The organism is Thermoclostridium caenicola, from assembly GCF_900142095.1.
Taxonomy (GTDB): domain Bacteria; phylum Bacillota; class Clostridia; order DSM-8532; family DSM-8532; genus Thermoclostridium_A; species Thermoclostridium_A caenicola.
The window spans coordinates 15,285-40,421 of sequence record NZ_FQZP01000019.1; the positions used below are offsets into that span (position 1 = coordinate 15,285).

26 protein-coding genes and 1 other RNA gene are annotated in these 25,137 nt (G+C 53.2%); 1 reads left to right on the top strand and 26 read right to left on the bottom strand.

Features of this window, described 5'->3' with window-relative positions; all coding sequences use genetic code 11:
- Positions 1–25: 25 nt before the first annotated feature.
- The 5 genes from ssrS to F3H12_RS06725 form a co-directional block, all read right to left on the bottom strand.
- A non-coding RNA gene (gene ssrS, locus F3H12_RS06705) (6S RNA) lies at positions 26–230 on the bottom strand.
- A 100-nt stretch (positions 231–330) separates the two neighbouring features.
- On the bottom strand, positions 331–1,062 hold the full coding sequence (locus F3H12_RS06710; protein ID WP_149678571.1) for a TIGR03915 family putative DNA repair protein: 732 nt from the start codon (positions 1,060–1,062) through the stop codon (positions 331–333).
- Positions 1,063–1,087: 25 nt separating this feature from the next.
- Positions 1,088–2,329, bottom strand: a complete 1,242-nt coding sequence (locus tag F3H12_RS06715) for a putative DNA modification/repair radical SAM protein (RefSeq protein WP_149678572.1) — start codon at positions 2,327–2,329, stop codon at positions 1,088–1,090.
- Between the two features lie 167 nt (positions 2,330–2,496).
- Positions 2,497–3,519 carry a threonine aldolase family protein gene (locus F3H12_RS06720; protein ID WP_149678573.1) on the bottom strand — a complete coding sequence of 341 codons (1,023 nt, stop codon included), beginning with the start codon at positions 3,517–3,519 and terminating at the stop codon, positions 2,497–2,499.
- Between the two features lie 4 nt (positions 3,520–3,523).
- Positions 3,524–4,198 (bottom strand): HAD family hydrolase, encoded by a 675-nt coding sequence (locus tag F3H12_RS06725; protein ID WP_149678574.1) that lies wholly within the window; start codon positions 4,196–4,198, stop codon positions 3,524–3,526.
- Between the two features lie 299 nt (positions 4,199–4,497).
- Here F3H12_RS06725 and F3H12_RS06730 point away from each other — a divergent pair, with 299 nt between their 5' ends.
- Entirely contained in the window at positions 4,498–4,899 is a 402-nt protein-coding gene (locus F3H12_RS06730) for a universal stress protein (RefSeq protein ID WP_149678575.1), read from the top strand.
- A 54-nt stretch (positions 4,900–4,953) separates the two neighbouring features.
- Here the strand turns inward: F3H12_RS06730 and rsmI are convergent, their stop codons facing one another.
- From rsmI to F3H12_RS06835, 21 genes are all read right to left on the bottom strand, one after another.
- Complete coding sequence (gene rsmI / locus F3H12_RS06735; RefSeq protein ID WP_149678576.1) at positions 4,954–5,796, bottom strand: 16S rRNA (cytidine(1402)-2'-O)-methyltransferase; 843 nt, start codon at positions 5,794–5,796, stop codon at positions 4,954–4,956.
- Positions 5,797–5,918: 122 nt separating this feature from the next.
- Positions 5,919–6,761 (bottom strand): fumarate hydratase, encoded by an 843-nt coding sequence (locus tag F3H12_RS06740; RefSeq protein WP_149678577.1) that lies wholly within the window; start codon positions 6,759–6,761, stop codon positions 5,919–5,921.
- On the bottom strand, positions 6,758–7,822 hold the full coding sequence (locus tag F3H12_RS06745) for an elongator complex protein 3 (protein WP_149678578.1): 1,065 nt from the start codon (positions 7,820–7,822) through the stop codon (positions 6,758–6,760). The genes F3H12_RS06740 and F3H12_RS06745 overlap by 4 nt, the downstream gene beginning before the upstream one ends.
- Positions 7,823–7,824: 2 nt before the next feature.
- Positions 7,825–8,541: a ribonuclease III gene (gene rnc, locus F3H12_RS06750; protein ID WP_243133220.1), complete on the bottom strand. Its 717-nt coding sequence runs from the start codon at positions 8,539–8,541 to the stop codon at positions 7,825–7,827.
- 176 nt (positions 8,542–8,717) lie between these two features.
- On the bottom strand, positions 8,718–9,956 hold the full coding sequence (fabF, locus tag F3H12_RS06755; RefSeq protein WP_149678597.1) for a beta-ketoacyl-ACP synthase II: 1,239 nt from the start codon (positions 9,954–9,956) through the stop codon (positions 8,718–8,720).
- A gap of 298 nt (positions 9,957–10,254) precedes the next feature.
- Positions 10,255–10,482: an acyl carrier protein gene (acpP, locus tag F3H12_RS06760; protein WP_149678579.1), complete on the bottom strand. Its 228-nt coding sequence runs from the start codon at positions 10,480–10,482 to the stop codon at positions 10,255–10,257.
- 69 nt (positions 10,483–10,551) lie between these two features.
- Positions 10,552–11,289: a 3-oxoacyl-[acyl-carrier-protein] reductase gene (fabG, locus tag F3H12_RS06765; RefSeq protein WP_149678580.1), complete on the bottom strand. Its 738-nt coding sequence runs from the start codon at positions 11,287–11,289 to the stop codon at positions 10,552–10,554.
- 6 nt (positions 11,290–11,295) lie between these two features.
- Entirely contained in the window at positions 11,296–12,231 is a 936-nt protein-coding gene (gene fabD, locus F3H12_RS06770) for an ACP S-malonyltransferase (RefSeq protein ID WP_149678581.1), read from the bottom strand.
- A gap of 29 nt (positions 12,232–12,260) precedes the next feature.
- Positions 12,261–13,256: a beta-ketoacyl-ACP synthase III gene (locus F3H12_RS06775; protein ID WP_149678582.1), complete on the bottom strand. Its 996-nt coding sequence runs from the start codon at positions 13,254–13,256 to the stop codon at positions 12,261–12,263.
- Positions 13,240–14,265: a phosphate acyltransferase PlsX gene (gene plsX, locus F3H12_RS06780; protein WP_149678583.1), complete on the bottom strand. Its 1,026-nt coding sequence runs from the start codon at positions 14,263–14,265 to the stop codon at positions 13,240–13,242. Before plsX ends, F3H12_RS06775 begins: the two co-directional genes overlap by 17 nt.
- Positions 14,266–14,322: 57 nt before the next feature.
- Positions 14,323–14,904, bottom strand: coding sequence for a transcription factor FapR (gene fapR, locus F3H12_RS06785; RefSeq protein ID WP_479694069.1), 582 nt, complete (start codon positions 14,902–14,904; stop codon positions 14,323–14,325).
- 272 nt (positions 14,905–15,176) lie between these two features.
- Positions 15,177–15,392, bottom strand: coding sequence for a Flp1 family type IVb pilin (locus tag F3H12_RS06790; protein ID WP_149678585.1), 216 nt, complete (start codon positions 15,390–15,392; stop codon positions 15,177–15,179).
- 171 nt (positions 15,393–15,563) lie between these two features.
- Positions 15,564–16,178: a regulatory protein RecX gene (locus tag F3H12_RS06795; protein ID WP_149678586.1), complete on the bottom strand. Its 615-nt coding sequence runs from the start codon at positions 16,176–16,178 to the stop codon at positions 15,564–15,566.
- Positions 16,179–16,338: 160 nt separating this feature from the next.
- Positions 16,339–17,367 (bottom strand): recombinase RecA, encoded by a 1,029-nt coding sequence (gene recA / locus F3H12_RS06800; protein ID WP_149678587.1) that lies wholly within the window; start codon positions 17,365–17,367, stop codon positions 16,339–16,341.
- A 111-nt stretch (positions 17,368–17,478) separates the two neighbouring features.
- Positions 17,479–19,083: a murein biosynthesis integral membrane protein MurJ gene (gene murJ, locus F3H12_RS06805; RefSeq protein ID WP_149678588.1), complete on the bottom strand. Its 1,605-nt coding sequence runs from the start codon at positions 19,081–19,083 to the stop codon at positions 17,479–17,481.
- A gap of 67 nt (positions 19,084–19,150) precedes the next feature.
- Positions 19,151–20,389, bottom strand: coding sequence for a competence/damage-inducible protein A (locus F3H12_RS06810; RefSeq protein WP_149678589.1), 1,239 nt, complete (start codon positions 20,387–20,389; stop codon positions 19,151–19,153).
- Positions 20,390–20,418: 29 nt separating this feature from the next.
- A complete protein-coding gene (gene yihA / locus F3H12_RS06815; RefSeq protein WP_149678590.1) occupies positions 20,419–21,030 on the bottom strand; it encodes a ribosome biogenesis GTP-binding protein YihA/YsxC in 612 nt (203 codons plus the stop codon).
- 20 nt (positions 21,031–21,050) lie between these two features.
- Positions 21,051–22,745, bottom strand: a complete 1,695-nt coding sequence (gene recN / locus F3H12_RS06820) for a DNA repair protein RecN (protein WP_149678591.1) — start codon at positions 22,743–22,745, stop codon at positions 21,051–21,053.
- 3 nt (positions 22,746–22,748) lie between these two features.
- Positions 22,749–23,207, bottom strand: coding sequence for an arginine repressor (locus tag F3H12_RS06825; RefSeq protein ID WP_149678592.1), 459 nt, complete (start codon positions 23,205–23,207; stop codon positions 22,749–22,751).
- 32 nt (positions 23,208–23,239) lie between these two features.
- Positions 23,240–24,091, bottom strand: a complete 852-nt coding sequence (locus F3H12_RS06830) for an NAD(+)/NADH kinase (RefSeq protein WP_149678593.1) — start codon at positions 24,089–24,091, stop codon at positions 23,240–23,242.
- A 75-nt stretch (positions 24,092–24,166) separates the two neighbouring features.
- Positions 24,167–24,736, bottom strand: a complete 570-nt coding sequence (locus F3H12_RS06835) for a GNAT family N-acetyltransferase (protein WP_149678594.1) — start codon at positions 24,734–24,736, stop codon at positions 24,167–24,169.
- Between the last annotated feature and the right edge of the window lie 401 nt (positions 24,737–25,137).

A 25,137-nucleotide genomic window follows, 5' to 3' on the forward strand; every position in this document is an offset into this window, starting at 1 on the left:
GCAAAAGGCTGTTCCGAAGAACAGCCTTTGCCCCAAGGTGCCGTTTCCTGTACTATTGACACCTGGCACTCAACCAGGTGGGCGCCTGTTAACCATTTCGTACTTCCGCTGCCGTACGGCCAAACCGTGACGGAATTAGCTTGCGGCCCGTACTACGTGATTAAACTTCCAGCTCCCTTGTCAATCGTAGCAGGTTCAATATGACAGGATCTCGCACACCTCAGGATCTCTGTTCACATTATATCATAACCAAAAAAGGCTCTCAACATGTTAATAATGCTAAAAAAACGCTATTTCCGCCAGGAAATGCTCTTATAATGCCATCTTTGCCTACAGCTGCTTTTCTGCCAGGTTCTTCCAGTATCTTGCAGGCATGAACGAGCGCTGCAATTTGGGGTTCCTCCGGCTTTCTATGGCAATTGCTTTGAAGTATTGCTTCCAAAGTGCCTCATATTCCTCATCACAGGCTTCTTCGGCAATGGGCGGAAGCCCGGTGGCAAAGACGACCTCCACACCATTATAGAGGGCCAAGACATCCCGCTTTTTATCATGGATGATCCAGGGCTGGTCCGAGAGGCGTGCGGCAAAATGGCCGGCTATCAGCTGGGTGATATTGCTGTCGGGCTCATAGCAGGCATAAAAAATGCCGTTTTTGAGCCTTCTGAACCGAAGAAGCCCCAGGAACAGGTGGACTTCGCTGGCCACCCTGCGGCTCAGATCATGTATGGCCTGGACATCGGGATGCTGCAGGTATCCTTCCACCTTGCGCCCAAGCTTCAGTCCCAGCCTGACATAGCGGTAGATATACAGGCCAGCCTGGTGATGCTCGCTCAGATAGGCTCGGTACAGATCCTCCAGGCACTTTTCCGAGATCCTGCTCTGTATGCCGCGCCAGACCCTGTCCGACTTCTCCGCATCGGTGGCAATCTCCCGGATCTCCGTCCCAAGGGAAAGCTGATAATCGCTGCCCAGGGTAATGGTATCCGGTTCCTCCTTATTGCTGTAGGCCTCAAATACAGCTGTCAAAATCCCTTCAAAGCTTCCATCCGTTACATATATCATCCTGATCATCCCTTTCAGTCGTCCGTCACCCAAACAGGGAGATTTGGCCTGCCATCACCTTCTTATCCGCCTTGTCGGCAAGCAGGGGATAGAGCAGCCCGGCGTCCAGATCCACACCGCCGTAGTACCGGCCGTTGCAGGTGATGAAATAACGGGCCCGCTTCAGCACAACCCGCATGCGTTTGAGGTCCTCAAAGGTCAGGGGCCCGACCCTTCTGGCCCGGACAATTCTGGAAGCCATCCTGTGGCCGATCCCCGGGACCCTCATCAGCATCTCCAGCGGAGCCTTGTTGATTTCAACAGGGAACTGGTCCAGGTGCCTCAAAGCCCAGTCGCATTTCGGATCCAGATGGGCATCAAAGTTGGGATGCCCTTCGTCCAGCAGTTCATGGGCTTTGAAGCCATAGAAGCGTAAAAGCCAGTCCGCCTGGTAAATGCGGTGTTCCCGCAGAAGCGGCGGGCCGGTATGAACCGACGGGAGGTTCTCATCCTCATTGACCGGAACATAGGCCGAGTAATAGACCCTTTTGAGCTGGTACCTGCTGTACAGATGCTCGGAGAGATGCAGGATTTTCAGATCGCTGTCCCGGGTGGCCCCTACGATCAGCTGGGTCGTCTGTCCGGCGGGAACGAAGGACTGGGAGCCTTTGTACAGCACCAGCTCCCTCGACTCCTCGATCCGCTCCCTGATGAAATCCATGGGCTTCAATATGGCAACCGGCTCCTTTTGGGGAGCCAGGAGCTTCAGGCCGGCTGCCGACGGCAGTTCAATATTGATGCTCATCCTGTCCGCAAGGAGCCCAGCCTCGTAAACAAGCCGCATATCGGCGCCGGGGATGGACTTGATATGGATATATCCGTTGAAACGGTATTCATGGCGCAGCTTCTTCAATGTTCGGATCATCAGCTCCATGGTATAATCCGGACTCTTGACGACGGCTGAACTCAGGAAAAGCCCTTCGATATAATTGCGCCTGTAGAACTGGATGGTCAGTTCGCAGAGCTCGTCAGGCGTAAAGCTTGCCCGCCTGATATCATTGGAACTGCGGTTGACACAATACTTGCAGTCATAAATACACACGTTGGTAAAAAGGAGCTTCAGCAGGGAAATGCACCGGCCGTCGTCAGACCAGCTGTGGCAGATTCCGGGAAGGGACGCGTTGCCGATGCCCCCCGGGCGGTTGCTTCGGTTGCTGCCGCTGGAGGAACACGAAACATCATATTTTGCGGAGTCGGCCAGTATCTGCAGCTTGTCCAGCAGGTTCATAACATCCTCCAATTAACCAAACGTATGTTCTTTTTTTATTATACCACAGCCAGGCATCATGAAATAGCCAATTTTCAGAAAACCGTCACCGGTTTTCGTCATGGCGCCTGCCGCAAAAAGGCAAAAACAAAGCGGCAAGGAATCCTTGCCGCAACACTCTGTCATTTTCATTGTTCCAACGCGTTTCGGAACACATCCGCCACCTTTTTGACCATGTCCGAATCAATGTAATAATGGGTCACCAGGCGCATGACCCCGTCCTCGGGCGGATTGGCCAGGATGCCGTTGGATTTGAGCCTTTGCATCAGCGCATCAGTATCCACCGGGCACCGGAAGCGAATGAAAACCATATTGATGTGAACATCCTCCAGGGCCGTTTCCACGCCGGGAATCCGGCTGAGCAGGGATGCCAGCTGGACTGCCCGCTCATGATCTTCATGCAGCCTCAGGGTCATTTTCTCCAGTGCGATGATGCCGGCAGCGGCCAGGACGCCGGCCTGCCGCATGCTCCCGCCCATGATCTTCCTCTTGGGCCTTGCCCTTCTGATGAAATCGGCGGTACCGGCAAGGATCGACCCCACAGGCGCGCAAAGGCCTTTGGACAGGCAGAACATGACCGAATCGGCATATGCGGCGATTTCTGCCGCGTCCACACGCAAACAGGCGGCCGCGTTGAATATCCGCGCACCGTCCAGGTGTATGGGTACCTGATGCCTGTCGGCAATCTCCTTTACCCGGCGCATATAGTCAAGATCGTGCACGACACCTGAAGAATGAGCGTTTTCCAGGCATATCAGCCCGGTTTTGGGGACTTCATGGGTTTTGCGAATGGTCCTTTCCAGTTCGCACAGATCCACCCGGCCCTTATCCGCCTTCAGACAGCGGAGCTGGGCACCGGCTATAACGGCGGCTGCTCCGGCTTCATGCATGACAATATGGTTATCTTCGGCCGTTATGACCTCCTCACCCCTCTGGATATGGGTGAAGATGGCCAGCTGGTTCCCCATGGTCCCGCTGGGAACAAACAAGGCCGCCTCCTTTCCGAGCTTTTCGGCGGCCATCTTTTCCAGTCGGTTGACGGTTGGATCATCGCCATAGCCGTCGTCGCCCACCTCAGCCCGGGCCATGGCCTGGCGCATCTCCAGGGTGGGCCATGTCACCGTGTCGCTTCGCAAATCGATGTATTTCATGGGATCATGCCTCCTGTTCAAGGGCCTGCCGTATCGCGTCCAGGCTGGGGAACACCGGCGCGCCGGTGGCAAGCAGTCTTGCCTCGCTGCAATGCCCGTTGGTGACGAGGAAACAATGGGCACCAATATGGTTTGCCACCTCAAAGTCATGGATGGTATCGCCGATAACCAGTACCTTGTCCGGATCTGCGCAGAGGGATGCCATCAGCTCCCTGGCCAGATGTTCCTTGCTGTCGCCACGGTTGTTCTTCTGACCTGAAATGGTGTCAAAATAATCCCTGATCCCGTAATGGGCAATCTGGGCCACAAGAATGCCATACTCCGACGCCGAGACAATATGCTGGCGGACACCCCTGTCCCTGAGCCAGGAAAGCAGGCCGACCGCATCTTCATGCAAGGCTACCGTGGCTGCGTTTTCCTTGTAATACCTGATATACTCTTCGCACATATCCTCATAGCTTTCGTTGACAAAATCAAAGCCAGCCTCATAATAGAGCTGGATAACCGGATAGGTAATGCGGTTCCGGTATTCTTCCAACGTTACGGAACCCAGATTGCGGTTCCGCATCATACGATCCAACGCCTGCGCGCTGGCAAGGCTGTCGTCAAGAAGCGTCCCGTTCCAGTCCCAGATAACATGCTGGTATTTCATGGCTGTCTCCATTTCTTTCATCATCATACGCAACCCCTCAAACGAGCTCCCAAAACAGGCGAAGGAGCATTCCCCAACGATTGCCCGGCAGCTTTTGGTACGTCCGGCCGCCGCTCCATGTTTCCATGATGGATATTATACCCGTCCCCCTTTCCGGATGTCAAAGGAAATAAAGGCTCACAGACCCGCTCTGTAACCTTGCCGCACGGCTTGGCCAACGCCGGGGAAGCGGAGAATGGTAAATGAATATTAAAGACTTTTGGCTGGCATTTTGGTATAATTTAAGGCAGGGGAAAGTATTCAGAATGAATTTGGGGTTGATTCGCTTGAATAGATATAACAATGTATTGGCCTGCGTCACACAGCAAAAATCCTGTGAGAGGCTTATACATAAGGCAGCTACGCTTAAGGCAGAAAACGGAACGCTCTATGTGATTCATGTCTCAAAACAGAAATGGAATTTTCTTGACAATACCAGGGACGGGGAAGCCATGGAATACCTTTTTTCGGTGTGCAAGTCCTACGGCGCCGATCTCACCGTCCTCAACTCCGATCGGGTTGCGGAGACCATCGCCCAGTTTGCACAGCATTATCAGGTGGAACTGATTGTCATTGGGGAAACGCCCGAAGGCCAGTCCAACGAATTTGCCCGCAAGCTCCAGAACTTGCTGGAGGGCAGCAGGATCGAGATCCAGGTTGTTGCCGCCGAACAGGTTAAATCCTGCTGAAACGCCTGGAACCACCGGAAAGCCCTTACGGCATATCGCCTGCCATACCGGCGCTCAGCGGTTCAGCGACTGGTAGACATCCCTTTTGGACACGCCAAGATCCTTAGCCGCCTGTTTCATGGCATCCATGCGGCTGAGGCCCTGCTCCTGATAATAACGGACAAGCTCCTCCACGCCCATGCCGGGCAGCGCGGAGGATGTTTTTTTGTCTTCCGGTTCAGCCCCGGAAACGATGACCACGTACTCGCCCCTGGGCGGGTTGGTTTCCAGCTTCTCAAGCAGCTCCGACAAATTCCCGCGCTGGACTTCCTCATGGAGCTTGGTCAGCTCCCTGGCCAGGGCGCACCGCCGTTCGCCAAAAACCTCCAGCACATCGGCCAGCATTGCCTTGAGGCGATGGGGCCCTTCATAAAAGATCAGGGTTCTTTCCTCCCCCGCCAGTTCCTTCAGGCGCTTAATCCGTTCGCTGCGCTTCTGCGGCAGGAACCCCTCGAATGCAAACCGCCTCGTGGGAAGCCCGGACACGATAAGGCCAGACAAGGCTGCCGTGCAGCCCGGAACAACCGTCACCCGGATGCCTTCCTCAGCGCATTTTTTCACAAGCTCTTCGCCGGGATCGGAAATGGCCGGCATGCCCGCATCGCTGACCAGGGCAATGTTCTCCCCGTTCTTCAGCCGTTCCGCCAGTTCATCCGCCCGGGTCAGCCTGTTGTTGTCATGGTAACTTATCAGCGGTTTTTTGATTTGCAGATGATTCAGAAGCTTTAAGGTATGCCGGGTATCCTCGGCTGCGATCAGATCCACCTCCGACAGTATCCTGACTGCCCGGTAGGTGATATCCTCCAGGTTCCCTATGGGTGTTGCCACAAGATATAGCGTTCCATAACCCTTATCCATGGTTCATCCAATCCTCGTCCAACTTTACCGAAAGCCGTCCCGCTTCTTCCTGCACATGGGAGAATCCCGCAGAACGGCGGGCTCCGCTAAAACCCCAATACCCGGATTTTTGGGTGAGCAGCCTACAGAACGGCCGAGCGGTGCCTTGTGACATGACAGCTGATGTTGACGGCTACCGGAAGCCCGGCAATATGGGTGGGATAGGCCTCCACCATAACCCCCAGGGCCGTCACTCTTCCGCCCAGCCCGGCCGGGCCGATACCCAGCTGGTTGATCTCGTCAAGCAGTTGTTTTTCCAGTTCCGCCAGGTGCTTCCGGGGGTTTTCCGAACCCACCGGCCGCAGCAACGCTTTTTTTGCCAGAAGCGCACATTTTTCCATACTTCCGCCTATTCCGACGCCAACCACAATGGGAGGGCACGGATTGGGTCCGGCATTGCTCACGGTTTCCACTACAAAGCGCCTGACGCCTTCAATGCCATCGGAAGGCTTCAGCATCTTCAGGGCGCCCATGTTCTCGCTTCCGAAGCCCTTTGGTGCCACCTCGATCTTCAGCTGATCCCCTTCCACCATATCATAATGGATTACGGCCGGCGTATTGTCGCCCGTGTTCTTCCTGATAAGGGGATCACCCACGATGGAACTGCGCAGATACCCCTTCTTATAGCCGCGCCTTACGCCTTCCTGAATAGCTTCTGTGAGACTTCCGCCGATTATGCTCACGTCCTGTCCGATGGTGACAAAAACGATGGCCATGCCTGTGTCCTGGCATATGGCCATGCCTTCCCTGGCTGCAATCTCAGCGTTTTCCACGAGGCTTTGCAGAATGGATTTTGCGCCTTCCGACTCTTCAAGGCTCTGCGCCTTTATCAGGGCATCCCTGATATCATGGTTCAGGTATACGTTGGCATCGATGCACAGCTTCTCAACCGTATCAATAATCTGGCTGGTATGGATCGTTTTCATGAACCATCTCTCCCGTCAAGAGCGAATACCAGGAGTTTACCGGGCGGCAGTTCCCGTTCTTCCACCCTGATCTCCCTGTATCCGTATTTGTCCTTCAGTGATTGGATATTGGCTTTTTTATGGCCCCGCGTTTTTGACAGGGCCCCCTTCCATGTATGAATTTCTATTCCTTCGCAGCCTGCAAGGCCGTTTCTCTCGATGATATCCGCCAGTTGGTTCAGGATGATCCGCGCTTCCACCATTTCACCGAAAGCCGGATGGAAGGGCCCCGCCACCACCGCATCCTCCAAAAGTTCCGAATAATGAAGTCCCAGCCTGAGAATACGGATGCCGGCCTCTCTGAACATGGGTACCATCTGGGCGCACCATGCCACCGCCTCCTCCAGGGTAAGAGGCGTATAGAAACCCTTCCAGTACATTTCCTCCATCTCGGTGCCCTTAAGAACAATGGCCGGGTAGATCCGGACCTGGCCGGGCGCCAGTTCTATCACTTTCCTCGCCGTTTCCAGGGATTTCTCCAGGGTATCCCCCGGAAGACCCGGCATGATTTGAATGCCGTATGCAAAGCCATAATCCCTGATCATCCCAACGGCCTTTTCAACATCTTCCGCGGTATGACCGCGTCTGCTCCTTTCAAGCACTTCATCATCCATGCTCTGGACTCCCAGTTCGATAACACCAACACCGTAGGCTTTCAGGATATCCAGAACGTCCCGGTCGATATAGTCAGGCCTTGTGGAAAGCCTGATGCTGTCCACGTCCCCCCTGTCCAGGTATGCCTTCGCCACGCTCAGGTAGGCGATCATCCGGCTGCGGGGTATGCCTGTGAAGCTTCCCCCAAAGAAGGCAATCTCCCGGCAGGCCGCATCCGAGGACGTGGCCAGGAAACGTTCAATGATTTCCCTGACGTTCTCCGCCTCGGCAGGACCTGCGGCGCCGCTGATCCTTCGCTGATCGCAGAAGACGCATGTATTGGGGCAACCCATATGGGGAACAAAGATGGGAATATTGACATGCCGGCCTGCAGTATGATGCTGCCGCCTGTTTTCTCCGTTCTCCATGGCTATAACAGATTCATGCTCTCAAGAGCCTGTTTGGCGGCCTCCTGCTCGGCTTCCTTCTTGGATTTGCCGTAGCCGGTTCCCAGCAGGCGATTCTCCGCATAAACCGCCATCTTGAACAATTTGTCATGATCCGGACCGGTGGCCTCAAGCAGTTTGTACTGGATCTTCGTGTCGCCGGACTTCTGAAGCTCTTCCTGGAGCCGGGTCTTATAGTCCATGAACAGCTCCCCGTTCACAGCCTTCTGGTAAGTCTCCCCCAACAGGGACATGATGAATCCTTCGGCTTCATCCATGCCGCCATCCAGGTAAATGCTGCCGATCAGGGCCTCAAGGCAGTCGGAGAGGATTGAGGATCGGTTCCTTCCGCCGTTGGCATCCTCGCCCTTTCCGAGGAACATAAGCTCCCCGAGTCCCAGAGAGCGCGCGCACTCCGCCAGCGATGCCTCGCATACGATCAGCGCCCTGGTCTTGCTCATTTCACCCTCGGACATTTCCGGGTGATTGTTGTACAGCATCAGCCCCATGACAAAGTCCAGGATGGCATCGCCCAAAAACTCAAGACGCTCGTTGTTTTTCAGCTCGGCGTCCAGATGGTTCTCATTGACATAGGAGCTGTGGATCAGTGCGTTCAGTGCGTATTCCTTGTTCCTGAAGCAATAGCCTATTTTCTCTTCCAGTTTTTGCACTTGTTTATACAGATGTTCCTGTCCTGACAATTTGACCTCCCGATCAACCCGGTTGCTGCGGATACATTTCATCAAGCCCATATAACGGCCTGGTAAAAATAAAAATGGATACAATACGTTCACTGGTATTGTATCCATTATTTTAGCACATTTATTGCGGCAATTCCAATCCCGGCCATTGCCCGGCAGGACCGGAGCGTATCCGGTCATTCGTCATACCGCTTGAAGACCAGCACGCCATTGTGCCCGCCAAAGCCAAGGGCATTGGAAAGGGCATATTCAACCTGCTGTTTGCGGCCCACATTGGGGATGTAATCGAGGTCGCATTCCGGATCCTGGTTCTTCAGGTTGATGGTCGGTGGCAGGAAACCGTCCTGAAGGGCCATAACCGTAATGACAGCCTCAATGCCGCCTGCGGCGCCCAAAAGGTGACCCGTCATGGATTTAGTGGAGCTGACAGGCACTTTTTCGGCATGCTTACCAAGCACCCGCTTGATGACGCTCGTTTCCATGGGATCATTGAGAGGCGTGCTGGTGCCATGGGCATTGATGTAGCCAAGCTGTTCCGGCGCTATGCCGGCATCCTCCAGGGCCAGCTGCATGCAGCGTATTCCTGCTTCGCCGTCAGGGGACGGAGCCGTGATATGGTAGGCATCGCAGGTACAGCCATAACCCACCAGCTCAGCCAGGATCTTTGCCCCGCGCCTTTTGGCATGCTCATATTCCTCGAGCACCAGGATGCCCGCACCCTCGCCCATGACAAAGCCGTCACGATCCTTGTCGAAGGGTCTGCAGGCCGTGTTCGGATCCTCATTCTCCGACATGGCTTTGGCTGCACAGAAGCCCACAAATCCCAGGGGTGTGATGGAAGCCTCGGAACCGCCCGTTATCATCACATCCGCATAACCGTTCTGAATGACGCGCATGGCGTCACCGATGGAATGGTTGGCCGTTGCGCAGGCCGTTACCACACAGGCATTGTATCCCTTGAATCCGAAGCGGATGGCCACCTGTCCGGAAGCCATATTGGCGATCATCATGGGCACAAAGAAGGGACTTACCCGCCTGGGCCCTTTTTCAAACATGGTCCGGCAGTTATCCTCCAGCGTCTCAATGCCGCCGATACCGGAACCGATCAGGACACCTGCCCGGAACGGATCCAGTTTTGACGCATCAAGACCGGCCATGTCAATAGCCTGCTGCGCAGCGACGATGGCATACTGGCAGAACAGATCCATCCTCTTGGCTTCTTTTTTGTCAATATAGGCGCTGGGGTCAAAATCAACGATTTGGGCGGCAACCTTGGTGCTGAAATCGGTGGTATCAAACTTGGTTACGGTAGTTATGCCATTCTTGCCTTCCTTAATCGCATCCCAGAAAGTATTGATATCCTTGCCGAGCGCATGGACCACACCCAATCCTGTAATCACAACGCGTCTTTTCATCATGTTTGACCTCCTGAAAACCATGCGATGGCGCAAGATGCCGTACCGGCCAGCCTTGGTTCACCACCGCATCAGATAAGAATGAAATGATTCCGGTCATTATCCAATATGGTACAGGTTCTTTGGGACGAAACCAGCTCAGGGTTTGCTTAACTCCGCTCATGACCGGCTTTTGATTTCCTGAGCATGTCATGGCGGGAAGCAAACTGCCGCCGGACCTTGAACAAGGACTCTCTCAGCAGGCCGTTATAAAAAGAGTCCCAACCATGCGTGGTGGGACTCTTTTTATTCAATTGAATCATTGATGAGCCTTAATGTATTCAACCGCATCACCGACGGTTACGATCTTTTCTGCATCCTTGTCTGGTATTTCCAAATCAAACTCTTCTTCAAGAGCCATAATCAGCTCAACGATATCGAGTGAATCAGCACCGAGATCATCGATAAAAGAAGCTTCCATGGTTACTTCGCTTTCATCAACACCCAACTGCTCCACAATGATATCTTTAACCTTGTTAAATACCACACTGTTCACCCCCTTCCAGACGGGAAATTGGTCTGCAACTAAATATTATCGTTATCTTATGAAATAATATTACATATAGAGTCCACCGTCAATATTAATTACCTGACCGGTAATATATTGAGCCCTGTCAGAGGCAAGGAACACTGCCAGATCAGCCACCTCGGAAGTCGTCCCAGGCCTTCCGAGCGGGATGTTCTTAAGGTAATATTCCTTAACCTCCTCAGGAAGTGAACCCGTCATTTCTGTTTCAATGAATCCAGGCGCAATGGCATTGCAGGTAATGCCCCTGCGTGCATATTCCTTGGCCACCGATTTGGTGAACCCGATCAGACCGGCTTTTGAAGCCGCATAGTTCGCCTGGCTGGAATTTCCCATGAGGCCTACCACCGATGACAGGTTGATGATGGTACCCTTTTTCTTCTTCATCATGATCTTCACGGCTGCCTTCGTCAGGAGAAAGACGCTTTTCAGGTTAATGTCCATCACGGTGTCCCAATCCTCTTCCTCCATTTTGATCAGCAGCTTGTCGCGGGTGATACCGGCATTGTTGACCAGGATATCCAGTCCGCCGAAGGTCTCAACGGTCTGATCGACGATGGCCTGGGCGTTTTCAGGGACCGCCAGATCCCCTGCAAAGCCGGCAACGCTGAAGCCCCGGCCTTTCAGTTCATTCACCACATCATACACCTTGTCGGTCGTACCGCTGAGCATGACATTGGCACCCAGCTCGGCGAATTTCTCGGCGATCGCCTTCCCAATCCCTCGCGTGGATCCTGTGACAATAACCGTCTTTCCTGAAAATTCCATAAACCACTATCCTTTCAGGGCTTCCAGGGTCTTATCCAGGGAAGCCTTGTCTTCAACATTCAAGGCCTTGAGATTCTTGTCTATCTTTTTGATAAACCCGCTCAAAACCTTGCCCGGTCCTACCTCAACAAAGGTGTCCACCCCGGCCTCCACCATGGTGCGGACGCAATCCTCCCAGAGTACCGATTTGCTGACCTGCTGGATCAAAAGTTCCTTCACCTGGTCCTCAGAGGGAATGACCTTACCGGTTACGTTGGCCACAACGGGAATGTTCATGGGATGGACCTCAACCTCATCGAGAACGGCCTTCAGCTTCTCGCCGGCCGGTTCCAGCATGACACAATGGAACGGAGCGCTCACATTCAGCAGCACGGCGCGTTTTGCTCCTTTTTCGGTAGCCAGCCGGATAGCTTCATTGACGGCCGCAGTCTCGCCGGCCACAACAATCTGCCCCGGGCAGTTGAAGTTGGCAGGCCCGATGACGCCGGCGCTCTGGGCTGCTTCGCAGATATCGATAACCACATCGCGATCGAGACCCAATATGGCCGCCATGGCGCCCAACCCGATGGGGACCGCATCCTGCATGAATTTGCCGCGCTTCCTGACGATTTTTACCGCGTCCTCGAAGGTAAAGGTTCCGGACAGCACATGAGCTCCATACTCGCCAAGGCTTAATCCGGCTGTATAATCCGGCCTGATGCCTGCTTCCAGTAGCGGCATGAGACAAGCGATGCTGGCAGTCAGTATGGCCGGCTGGGTGTTTTCGGTGATGGCCAGCGTCTCCTCGTCTCCGTTGAAGATCATGTCCCTGATATCAAATCCCAGGGCCTGGTTGGCCTTTTCAAAGACTTCGGCCGCAGACGGGTACAGTTCGGAGATTTCCCTGCCCATCCCTATGTACTGGGCACCCTGTCCGGGAAAAATGAAAGCTATCTTACCCAAAACGCATCCTCCCTTCCGTTTTTTGGCAGCTACTTGGACCAATGGAGAAGCAGAGCGCCATAGGTCAGGCCGCCGCCGAATGCGACCAGCACGATCCTGTCGCCTTTTTTCAGCAGACCTGCCCGCGATGCTTCATCCAGGCACACCGGAATGCTGGCTGCAGAGATATTGCCCGTACGCTCCAGGTTGGAATAGACCTTTTCGATGGGGAACTGCAGCCGCTTGACAGCATTCTGGAGTATCCTGGCATTGGCCTGGTGGGGGAAGATGTAGTCAATATCCCCCATGGACAGCTGCGCATCGGAGACCACTTTGAGGGTTGCATCGGCCATGATACGGGCAGCAAAGGCAAACACCTCGCTGCCATCCATCCAGATGACCTGCTTCTTGCCCTCATTACGCTTCTGCAAATCTTCTTCGGTCGCATACAGGCACGGTATGGTCAGGTTATGACCCAGCTCGCCGTATGCGCCGGTGGTAAAGCACATAATTCCCGTAGCGTCCTCAACCCTTCCCACAACTGCGGCACCGGCACCGTCCCCGAACAGGACACAGGTCTTCCTGTCCTGGTAGTCGGTCACCCGGCTCAGGGATTCAGCCGCCACGACAAGAATATATTTGTATGTGCCGTTTTCAATGAACTGTTGGGCCACATTCAGCGCATAGACAAAGCCTGTGCATGCAGCATTCAGATCAAATGCAGGAACTCCGCTGAGATTGAGCTCCTTTTGTACGAGGCAGGCCAGAGTGGGGGACAGATAATCGGGCGTAAGGGTAGCCCCGATGATCAACCCAATCTCTTCTCTGGGGATACCTGCGTCTTGTATGGCTTTTTCTGCGGCGCTGGCTGCAAGCTTAAAAAGCGGTGTATCATTGTCGATAATTCTGCGTTCACGTATGCCGGTTCTTTTGATGATCCATTCGTCGGATGTTTCAACAATATTTTCCAGTTCTGCGTTTGTGAGCCGTCTCTCCGGAAGGCAGCTTCCTGTCCCCAGGATACCCGCTCTATAAAGCTTCGTCATATGCACCTCCGAGATCCATTTTTGCGAATATATTGCGAATCTGTTCAAGAACCGTAACGCATGCCGAACTGCAAGCCTTCAGGATGGTGTTCTTGAAAGCCTTGGCCTTGGAATTGCCATGACATTTATAGATAATACCGTTGACACCCAGGATGGGGGTTCCCCCCACTTCCTCGGGGTCGATCTGCTTTTTGAGCTTCTTCAGTTCATGCCTGACCATCAGGAAGCTGATCTTGGAGGCAAGGCTCATGGAATAAATGCGCTTGAGATAATCCATGAAAAACCTTCCGGTTCCTTCCATCACCTTGAGCATGGCATTGCCCGTCAAACCGTCGCATACCGCAACATCAACCTTGCCATCGGTGATGTCCCTGCCTTCCACATTGCCAATGAAGTTGAGATTGGAATTCTTGAGCAGTTGATAAGCCTGATGGAGCTGGTGATTGCCCTTCTTTTCTTCGGTACCTACGTTCACCAGGCCGACTCTCGGGCTTTCCAGGCCGAACATATGCTTCATATACTCGGCGCCCATGATCCCGAACTGCATGTAGTTGATGGGCTTTACCTGGGTATTCATGCCCGCATCGATGATCATGGTGTTCCTGCCGCCTTCCGAAGGCACGACGGGCGCCAGGGCAGGCCTGTGAACACCTTTCATGCGGCCTGTGATGAGAAGCGATCCTGCAAGAAGCGCGCCTGTGCTTCCGGCGGAAATAAAGGCATCGCCTTCCTTGTTCTTCATTTTCTTAAGTCCGATGACAATGGAAGAGTTCTGCTTCTTTTTGATGGCTTCGGTGGGTACGTCGTTGTTGGTTATCTCTTCCCTGGCATCGGTGATAAACAGCCTTGATGCATCATATGAACAATTCTTCAGGCATTTCTCAATCTTCTTCCTGTCACCAACGAGTTCAATTTCAACTTGTTTATTAACACTCAATGCTTCCAGACAACCCTTAACCACTTCATCCGGCGCATTGTCCCCGCCCATGGCATCCACTATGATTCTCAAGATGGTCAACTCCTTACCTCGGTTATGCTGTATATCTATGAATCCATTGTTTCCATATTACCTGTTTTTATCAATAGCAACCAGTATAAATTTCCCGCGGAAGACCTCCACCTGCTTGTTGTAGATCATCACCCAGACGATATATCTTCCCTTGTCCCTTTTTTCCTTAACCGTTACCTTGGCTACAAGCTTGCTCCCCGAGTAGACGGGCTGCTTGTACTTGATATTGGCAACTCCCACGAGGGCCACATCCGCATCGATGACCGCAATGGCGATGGATTCGGCCATGGAATAGATGTAATGCCCACGTACAATCTTGGAGTGGTTAAAGACCATCTGATCGGTGGTATCCAGAACCGATATGGCGCTTTCACCGAGGTTCAGCTCGACAATTTCTCCAATGATCTCATCAGCGTGGAGGGAACGCACCTTATTGTGGTTTCTGGCCGCCATTTCCTTGATGCGTTGCCTGAGCTCAGGAACACCCAGTTCCAGGCGATCCAGCCTGACGGTGGGAACGCTGACCTTCAGGATCTCAGCGATTTCCTCGTCAGTCAGGAATGGATCCTCCTTTAGGGTTGCTGCCAAACGTTCATGTCGTTCCTGTTTCGCTCTAGAATCCCTGCTCAAATTGCTCACCTGTCAACTCTTTATGACCTGATTATTATTACCAGCTAATAATTTCTGTTGTTAGTATATATGATTTTCAACTGGGTTGCAATACCATGTTTATATCCGTTGGGGGAGCTTTTCCTCCGAAGGCGCTTTACAGGGACTTTTCCGCCATATTGGGTTTTGATTTGGCACTGCTTGAGCCGATTCTTTTTCCATAAAGAAACATGGAATACCAAACCTTCCGGTTCCGGTATCCCATGCCTTACTCCATGCCATCCGGAGGCGAATGCGAAACCTTAATCTCCTGTGGGTGTGGGCGATATTGTCGTTTTTGTGGGGTCCAGATCATTGACGATGTCGGGCTTGAATATGGTGGCAATCAGATCGTTGACAAAACTGGTGATCTCTTTTCTGAACAGCAGCGCTATACCGAGAATGACGGCCAGAATGATAACCACTTCCACCGTATTGAGCCCTTTTCTTCCCCGAAGAAAATCCATAAACCGCACCATTCCGCCACCCCTTCTTATTATGGAATCTATTCCTTAAAATTCCATGTTATTTTTATGCAATTATTATATAAATTAAATCTAATTGTGTCAACTGGAAAGCGAGTGGGTCGGAATGTGCGGTTTTACAGGGATAAACGTTGTGCAGGGAATAATTCCGGAGCATTTCCCGGACTATCTTCCCTGCAGACGCCTGAGTACATTGCAGGCAGTTTCATATGAAAACCCCCTGTGTATCAGGAACTTCAGGGCTTTCATTTCAACTGCTCTATCAGACAGATCATATTTGCCGAATTTCTTTTTGGCTACCCTCAGGGCAACCTCTTCCTCTTCCGGCTCAAACTCCTTCAGGACCTCATCGATCAAATCCCTGCCGATGCCCTTCTGCTCCAGTTCATAGCGCAGCGCTTTTTTTGACAGGGCTTTGGACTTTATCCTGTCCGAAGCATATTTCAGGACAAACCGGCTGTCGTCGATATACCCGATGGCTTCCAGATCCGATACAACCCTTTCGGCAATATCCTCATCAAAGCCCAGCTTCACAAGCCTGGTCCGGACCTCGAACCGGCTCCTGTCCCTGGCCATCAGGAGGTTGACTGCACGCTCCCTGGCCTTTTGGACCAGAATGTCCTGTTTGATATGATCCACCTGTTCCTCCGTCAGTTCATCCTTTTCATAGAGATGGCTCGTTGTATAGACATCGGCAGGAATGCTGAATCCATACCGGCCATCCAGGTAGATCCTTACCATCCGGCCATCTTTCGATTTTTCCCGCGCCGTGATTCTCATAGGGCCACCTGCCTCATTATAATTTCTGAATACTTCCAGATAATCATAGCACAATCCATGGTTTCGGAGTATGGCGCTATATCAGCAAAAAAGGACGCCCAATCCGGCTTATTTTTATCAGCGCCGGACAAAGCGCCCTCTTTTAAAAGCATACAAAACTTCAGACTTCATCATCCGCGGAAGGTACCGCTATGCTGTTCAGGAAAGCCTTATCGTACTCAGATTTGATTTTTTCCTCTATCTCCTTCGTGATCTCCGGATTATCGCGCAGGAATTTCTTCACGTTCTCCCTGCCCTGACCAATCCGCTGATCCCCATAGGAGAACCAGGCGCCGCTCTTCTTGATGATGTCAAGCGATGTTCCCACGTCAAGGATGCAGCCTTCCCTGGAGATACCCTGGCCATAGATGATGTCAAATTCCGCTTCCTTGAAGGGAGGCGCGACCTTGTTCTTGACCACCTTGACCTTGGTCCTGCTGCCGACGGGTTCGCCGTTCTCCTTCAATGTTTCAACCCTTCTGACATCCAGGCGTACCGATGCATAGAACTTCAGGGCGCGACCGCCGGGCGTTGTTTCCGGGTTGCCGAACATGACACCCACCTTTTCGCGGAGCTGGTTAATAAATATGGCAACGGTCTTGGATTTGCTGACCACGCCCGACAGCTTTCTCATGGCCTGGGACATCAGGCGTGCCTGCAGTCCGACGAACTGTTCTCCCATCTCACCGTCAATTTCAGCTTTGGGAACCAGCGCGGCCACTGAGTCGATGACGATGATGTCAATGGCACCGCTTCTGACCAATGCCTCGGTGATCTCCAGGGCCTGCTCGCCGGTATCGGGCTGGGAAACAATCAGATTATCAATATCCACGCCCAGGTTCTTGGCATAAACAGGATCCAATGCATGCTCGGCATCAATGAAGGCGGCCTCTCCGCCCGCTTTCTGTGCCTCTGCGATGGCATGGAGCGCCACAGTGGTTTTACCTGACGATTCAGGTCCGAAAATCTCGATGATTCTGCCTCTGGGCAGCCCGCCCACCCCAAGGGCTATGTCAAGAGACAGCGCCCCGGTGGGTATGGCATCGGCGCTGACATGGGATACCTCGCCCAGCTTCATGATGGCACCCTTGCCAAACTGCCTCTCTATCTGACTCATCACAAGTTCCAATGCCTTTTTCTTTTCGTCCATGGATCCTGTCCTCCTTTATCCGAACACTTGTTCTCATTATATGCCAACAAGGCCTGTCTGTCAATACCCGTATGTCACTTTTTTACATTATTTTATTTTTCAGCTAACCGTTCACCTGGAAAACCGTCTGCCAAACATGGAACCGACCTTTCTGAAGCCCGATAAAACCATGTTGTTGACAATCCCGATCTCCGGAATCCGGATCTTCATGCAAAGATACCAGAACAGGAGGAGTCCGGCGGTCATGGGCACCGCAAGACAAACGATCTGGCTCAGCTTGGACGTGACATCGGGCCTTATGAGCGCGCCGGTCACCACAGCGGCAAGGCCGGACGGGATTGCGGCGAACAGGGCACGCAGGGCATAACGGCCATTGTCATAAACAGCATGGATGCCCGTCTTTCTGTAGAATGCAAAGACCAACAGGCCCATGTTCACAAATGTCGACATGGAATAGGCCAGGGCTGTTCCGGCTATCCCCAGTGGCGTGTAGCTTCTGAAGAACCAGTTGAACACATAATTTGCCACGATTCCCGCAACGCCGCAGAGAAGCGGTGTTTTGCTGTCATGTATGGAATAAAACGCCCGGTTGAGCAGCGCAATCATGGAAGCAAAGATCAGGGCAGATGCATAGGCAAAAAGGCATGCACCCCCATAAAGGACATCGCTTTCCGAAAGTTCTCCCCACTTGAAGAGAACCCGCATGATGTCCTGGCTGAGGATCATCATAAGGAGCGAGGTGGGCAGGGAAAGCAGAAATACGACGCGTATCCCCTTGTTCAGGACTTTGGCAAACTCCTTCCCGTTATCGGCAGCATAATGCTCCGACAGGGTGGGCAGCATGGCAATGCCGATGCTTTGGGCGAATATGCCCAGTGGCAGCTGCCAGGTCCGGTTGGCATTGTTGAGAAGGGTCAGCATGCCTTCATCAAAGAAAGTGGCATAACCCCTTGATATCATCAGGTTCATTTCCAGGATGAAGGATGACAGAAGCGACGGAATGGCCAGGCTGAACAGTTCCCGGAAGGCCGCACTTTTCAGATAGAGGCGGGGCTTATAGTGCCTGAAGTGCCTGAAGGTCGCCGACATTTGGATCAGGAAGAAAATGGCCGCACTGGCCACCACGCCCCAGGCCGTGAGTTTCGCGCTAACCGATCCGAATGCGGCGATGCTGATGATGGTGCATAGATTGTAGATAACAGGGCCAAAGGCGGCAACAGCAAATCTTTTATAGGAATTGAGGATGCCGTTGCACTGCCCTGCCAGCATCATGAAAGGGGCAGACAACAGGAGGATCCGCGTAAGCTCCACAAGCAGCGCCTTGTCCCCGCCGCTGCCTTCCTGATACCCTGCCGCCAGGATACCCAGAAGCTCGTCGGTCCACACAAAAAAAATAACCTCAAGCAGCACCATGCATGCCAGGGTAAGGTTTATGAAGGTTCCAACGGCTCTCCAGCCGATCTGTTCCTTCCCTTTGGTGATATAGGAAGAAAGGACAGGTATCAGGGCCGCCGCAATGGCTCCCCCTGCCAGCAAGTCATAGACAATATCCGGGAGGGTAAAGGCCATGAGAAATTCGTCGGAATAGCCGCCGGGATACATCCTGGTGTATATGAGCGTTGTCCGCAAGAACCCGGTTATGCGACTCATGAAGGTGGCAACCATCACGATGGCTGCGGCTCCCGTCAGCTTCCTGTTTGTCTCCAGTTGCTCCATAAGCGTCTCCCGTATCGCAACGAAATCCGATCTGCCTATTGGCAGATCTGTATCCACTATATCACTTTTATTGGATGCCGAGAAGCATCCTTCGCAACAGATCAAGGGCGTGCAGGCAGGATACGGTGCGTATCCTTTCCCGATCGCCCCGCAGGTTCAGTTTGAGGGACTCGGTTCTCCCGTTGAGGCAGGCGGCCACATACACAAGCCCGACAGGCTTTTCGGGCGTTCCCCCGTCCGGTCCCGCAATCCCGGTTACGGCAAGACCGGCGTTTGTTTTCGTCCTTTCCACAAGCCGCGTTGCCATTTCCTCGGCTGTCTCCCGGCTGACAGCGCCAAAGGCTTCCAGGGTCTTCTGGCTGACCCCCAGTTCCTGAACCTTGGCGGCGTTGGAATAGGTGACAAAGCCTCGATCGAAGACACGGGAAGCCCCGGGGATGTTAATAAGCCTTGAGGCCAGCATACCGCCGGTGCAGGACTCGGCCGTTGACAGGGTCCATCCCTTTTCGGAAAGGAGCTTCAGGACAACCTCCTCCATGCTTTCACCCGAGTCGGAATACACACAGGCTCCCAGCCGCTCCCGGATTTTTTCGACCACGGGGGCAATCAGCGCCTCCGCCTCATCCCGGTTCCGGCACTTGGCCGTGACCCGAAGGCTGATATCCCCATATCCCACATAGGGAGCAATGGTGGGATTGCTCTGCTGCTCGACGAGATCCATGAGCCTTGTTTCCACCTCGGATTCGCCCATCCCAAAGACCTTGACCAGCCTTGAACCGATGATGTGGCCGGTTTTTCCTTCAAAATAGGGGAAAACCGTTTCGTCAAACATGGGGATCATCTCTTTGGGAGGACCGGGCAGCATGATCACAACCTTTCCTCCCTGCTCAACAATGCAGCCGGGAGCCGTGCCGTTCCGGTTGGGGACAACCTTGCTGCCGGCCGGCAGATAGGCCTGCTTCACATTGTTTTCGCACATGGGACGGTTCAGCTTGCTGAAAAACGCCTTGATATAATCCAGGGATTCCTGGTGGACAACCAGGGGAAGTCCCAACGCTTCGGCAATGGTTTCCTTGGTCAGATCATCCTTCGTGGGGCCAAGGCCGCCGGTAGTGATCACAATGTCCGAACGTTCCAGCGCCCGAATCAGCGCATCTTTCAGGCGGCGGGGATTGTCTCCCACCACGCTGTGGTAATAGACATCAATGCCCAGTTCCGCAAATCGTCGGGACAGATACTGGGCATTTGTATTGGCGATCTGCCCCATGAGCAGTTCTGTTCCTACTGCAAGAATTTCCGCGTTCATATGGATAGTCCCTGCCTTCCGGTTAAGTGTCAAAAAAACCAGCCATGTTCCGTCGATTCCGGCAGGGATTCCTCTATTCTCTGCCAGAGCGCTTCAACACCTGTCTTTTTAACGGCTGAGAACGGAATGATTTCGATGCTTTCATCCAGGCCCAGCGTGGTCCGAATCAAATCCAGCTGCTTTTTCAGCTGCGATCGTCCAATCTTGTCCATCTTGTTGGCAACCACGATGGGTATATAGCCCGATTCACGGATAAACCGGATCATGGTCTGATCATCGGCGGTGGGCTGATGCCTGATATCCACCAGCAGGACAATGGCTTTCAGCTGTTTCCGGCCCGTCAGATAGGTTTCAACAAGCTCCGACCAGGACTGCCTTTCCTTCGCTGAAACCTTGGCATAGCCATAGCCCGGAAGATCCACGAGCATCAGGACATCGTTGATATTATAGAAATTGATGACACGGGTCTTTCCGGGGGTGCTGCCCACCCTGGCAAGCCCGTTCCGGTTAACCAGGGCATTGATGAGGGATGATTTCCCCACATTGGACCGGCCGGCCAGCGCTATCTCCGGCAGCCCCGTGTCGGGGTACTGGGCCGGCCCGACTGCACTGATGATATGTTCCGCTTTTTTTATTACCATCTGACAAACACCGTTTTCCTCTATTCTTTGTCGCCCTTGCTTTTGCCCAGCAATTCCCTGGCAAGGCTTTTTGCCGCTTCGGTGGCATGCTCACCGGACAGGAGTCGGGTAATCTCGGCCTCCCTGTCCTGCCCTTCAAGCCGGCGGACCATCGTAACTGTCCTGTCGCCCTGGATGCTCTTGGTAATCAGGAAATGATGGTGGGCAAGGCTTGCGATCTGGGCATGATGCGTCACGCAAAGCACCTGATGTTTTCCCGACAGGGCCCTGAGCTTTTCTCCCACACTGGCGGCGGCCTTGCCGCTGACACCTGTATCGATCTCGTCAAAGATCAGGGTCGGTATGCTGTCCAAATCCGCCAGCATGGCTTTCACAGCGAGCATAACCCTTGACATCTCGCCGCCGGAAGCAATCTTTGACAGGGACTTCGGCGGTTCCCCGGGGTTGGGGGAAAACAGGAATTCCACCTGATCGGTTCCGTCGGCGGTAAAGCCCATTTCCGGAACGCTGTTCACGGCAACCTGGAAGATGGTCTTTGGCATTTCCAGGTCCGCCAGCTCTTTCATGATACCCTCGGCAAGCCTTTTTCCCGCCTGAAGCCTCAGGCTGTTCATCTCCCGGCATTTTTCGGTCAGGGAAGCTTCAAGGGCTTTTATTCTTGCCTTGATGGATGCAATCAGTTCTTCGTTATGTTCCAGCTCATCCAGCCTTTTTGCGGCATTCTCGGCATAGGCCAGGATATCGGGTATGGTTTCCCCATATTTCCTCTTGAGTCCCTGGATCAGGCTGATCCGCTCTTCGACAGCCCGATGCAGGTTGGGGTCATATTCGGTGCTGTCCCTGGTATGACGGATATCGCGGGACAGATCGCTCAGCCTCTCGCTGATATCTTCAAGGGTGGCACAGACAGAAGCGTAGGATGCATCTATCTCCTCAACCCTTCTCAAGGCATCCAGGGCCCATTGCACCCTGTCCAGGGCCCCTGCATCATCGTCATCCTGGCCCCTTATGGCCTGGTATGCCGTATTAAAGGCGCTGACAATGTCCTCTGCATGGGCAAGGATCCTGCTCTGCTTTTCCAGTTCTTCATCCTCGCCCGCATACAGGGCGGCCTGACGGATCTCTTCAATCTGGTAGCGCAGGGTATCCATAAGCCTTTCCCGCTCCTTGCCCTCGCCTGCCAGCTCCCTGAGCCTCGCCTGGCAGGCTTTCAAATCCTCCAGTTCCTTCCGGTATGCGGATTTAACGGCGGACAGGCTTTCCCCCGCGAAGAGATCCAGAAGCTGTATATGGGTTTCGACCCTCAGGAGGGACTGGTTGTCGTGCTGCCCATGAACATCGATGAGACGCTGTCCGATTTCCCGGAGCATGGCCACGGTCACTAGCGTGCCGTTGATCCGGCATATGTTCTTGCCCGATTCGGTAATGGTGCGGGAGATGAGCAGGGTATCATCATCGCCGGTCTCGATGCCGAATTCCTCCAGGATGGGATCCAGGGCGGGCGGCTTTGAAAAAAGCCCCTGTACGGTGGCTTTTTCAGCGCCCGAACGGATGAGTTCCCTGGATACCCGGGACCCGAGGAGCGCATTGATGGAATCGATCAGGATGGATTTGCCCGCGCCGGTTTCCCCGGTCAGCGCGTTGAAACCCGGCTCCAGGGCAATGTTCAGGCGATCGATGATGGCGATGTTCTCAATCTCCAGCTGGAGCAGCACGGATTATGACACTCCCTTCACCATGCGCGTAAATTTCTCCATGAGCTCCTCGGCTATTTTTTCGGCGCGGCAGACGATCATCAGCGTATTGTCGCCGGCTATGGTGCCCACCACTTCATTCCATCCCAGGGAATCGACAATCTCGCCCACGGCCTGGGCCATTCCGGGGAGCGTCTTGACCACCAGGATGTTGTTGGCATAATCGCATGATACAAAGGCTTCCTTCAGAATCACCATCAGCCTTTCGCCGGTATTGGCCGATTCATGGTTCATGGCTGAATACTTGTACTTGCCGCTCGGAGAAAGGACTTTGACCAGGCGGAGCTCCTTGATATCCCGTGATATGGTGGCCTGAGTCACATCCATTCCCAGTTCCCTGAGCTTTTCAGCGAGTTCGTCCTGCGTTTCAATCTCATGCTTTTCTATGATATCCAGAATCTTGGCATGCCTGTTATACTTCACCTGCAATGTCCTCCCAGATTTTGATTTATGGATTAATACCCATGTATTTTTGCCCGAAGCACATCATAAAAGTTAACCTGGCTGACTGATGCAAAGAGGGCATCCTGGGCAGCAGCCCGGATTTCCACAAGGTCTCCGGGTTTGAGTTCCAGGCCCTTCCGCCCGTCCAGGGTCAGCATGGCCTGATTCTCTCCGGCGTCATCCATGGTAATGTGGATCACCTTATCCTCTGCCGCAATCAGGGACCTGGAATACAGGGTATGCGGGCAGATGGGCGTAAGAACCATGAGACGCATCTCCGGCTGGACGATGGGGCCGCCCGCCGAAAGGGAATACGCGGTGGAGCCTGTAGGGGTGGACACAATGATCCCGTCGCCGGGAAAGGAGTCCACATATCTTCCGTCCATGTTTACCCGAAGCCTCAAAATGCGTGAAAAAGCCACCCGGGAAACAACCGCGTCATTGATGGCAATATCCCGGAAAACCGTTTTGCCCTCCCGGAGCACGCTGGCATCCAGCACCATCCGTGATTGAACCGTGATTTCCCCGCGGGCCATCTTATCAACAGCCATCCGGATATCGCCGGTTTCAACCTCGGCCAGAAATCCAACTGCTCCCCTGTTGATCCCCAGGACAGGAAGCCGGTATTCATAGGCTGCCCGTGCTGCGCTTAAAAATGTGCCGTCTCCGCCGACACAGATGATAAAGTCAGCTTCTTCATAGATATTCTCGGAGGCAACTGCATGGGGCCCGGTATAAGGCCTGATCTCCGGCGATACCAAGGGGGTAAACCCTTTATCATATAAGGCATCAACAAGGTTCCTGGTATGAGCGTAACCTTCATCCCTGTCCTTGTTAACCACAACTCCCACATTTTTCAACATCAATCACATCCAAGGTTTATTATACAGTCCACAACCCTGTTGATACAACATAAAAACAGGAAGCTTCCCGGCATTTTATAATTCCTGCGGAAGCACGTCATCCAGGAGGGGAGACTTGAAATCCTGGGCCAGGGCTTCCATCATGATGTGGTCGTAATACTTTCCATTCAGGTAGAATGCCTGTGATCGGCGGCCAAAGATCCTGAATCCCACTTTCTCATAGGACCTGATGGCCCGCTGGTTGAAGGACAGCACTTTCAGCATGATATTGTTGAGGTTCAGGATCTTGAACCCATAAGCCAGCAAAAGCTCCAGGGCCTCTGCGCCATAGCCCTGCCCCCGGTGTTTTTCATCCCCGATAAATATGCCCACCTCAGCTGTACGGTGGACAGGATTGATGTTGAAAAGCGAACAATTTCCGATCAGCATCTCGCTGCTTTTCAGGATAATCGCGTAGTTGTGCCCTTCCCTGATGAGTTTCTCCAGATATTCCTTTTCACTGGCCAGGCTGACGTGCGTCGACGCATTCCCCAACTGGACGGTTGTGGAAAGATCGTTCATCCAGGCCGTGTACTGTTCCAGATCATCCATGCTGATGGGCGAAAGGAACAAACGCTCGCCCTCCAGTTTTCTGAAATATTTCATACAAAACCTCCGCCACTTGTCATCATTTCACGGACTTGCCAACTTCTATTCTAGCAATATACTGGCAATTCTGCAATTTAGATGCGGGCATGCGGGATATAGCCCGCAGGTCTCCCCCGAGGTGTCATTGCGAGTATTCCTGTAATAAAACGAAATGGACTTTGAACAAAGAAAAGGCCTCCCTGTAAAATAGAAACGTGCCAAAGCTCGTAAGCGCGGACGGCATCAAAATCTAAATTACAAAGGAGACCGTTAATATGAGAGTAACACAGAATGATAAGATCATGCAAATGAAAATTGACACAAGGTCGTGTCAACTTGTTTTAGGTTTTATGTCACTGTCTGCCCCTCTTTTTGGGCAAGGATCATATGGCAAATCCATTATCCCGTATGGATCTAAG